This is a genomic window from Cellulomonas telluris (assembly GCF_004886325.1).
Classification (GTDB): Bacteria; Actinomycetota; Actinomycetes; order Actinomycetales; family Cellulomonadaceae; genus Cellulomonas; species Cellulomonas telluris.
This window is the reverse complement of sequence record NZ_QXFN01000078.1, coordinates 1-552: the sequence shown is the minus strand read 5'-3', so window position 1 is coordinate 552 and position 552 is coordinate 1. Positions and strand designations below refer to the sequence as shown.

General features: G+C 73.9%; 1 pseudogene. It reads left to right on the top strand.

Annotated features, from left to right (window positions below):
- A pseudogene (locus FB586_RS18825) lies at nt 1–552 on the top strand (hypothetical protein); the annotation flags it as partial.

Here is a 552-nt window from a genome sequence, read left to right as displayed (position 1 = left end):
GGGGGTCTGGGAGCGGCTGCCCGACCACTTCCTCGACGCGATCCGCGACGAGTTCGGCTTCGAGCCGCCCCGCGAGCACGGCCTCGACACCGTCGGCTCGATCCGGGCCTTGCGCGACGGCAAGGTCCGGGTGTTCTTCGCCATGGGCGGCAACTTCGTCGGCGCCGCGCCCGACACCGAGGTGACCGAGGCCGCGATGCGCCAGGCGGCGCTCACGGTGCACGTGTCGACGAAGCTCAACCGCTCCCACGTCGTCCACGGCGGCGAGGCGCTCATCCTCCCGGCGCTCGGCCGCAGCGAGAAGGACCTCACCGGCGGCGGGGTGCAGCGGGTCACGGTCGAGGACTCCATGTCGGCGGTGCACGCCTCGCACGGGCCGCTCGAGCCCGCGTCCGAGCACCTGCGCTCCGAGGTCGACATCGTCTGCTCGCTCGCGATCGCCACGCTGGGCGACGCCTCGCCGGTGCCGTGGGCGGCCTTCCGCGACGACTACGGCGAGATCCGGCGCCGGATCGCCCGGGTGGTGCCCGGCTGCGCGGCGTACGACGAGAA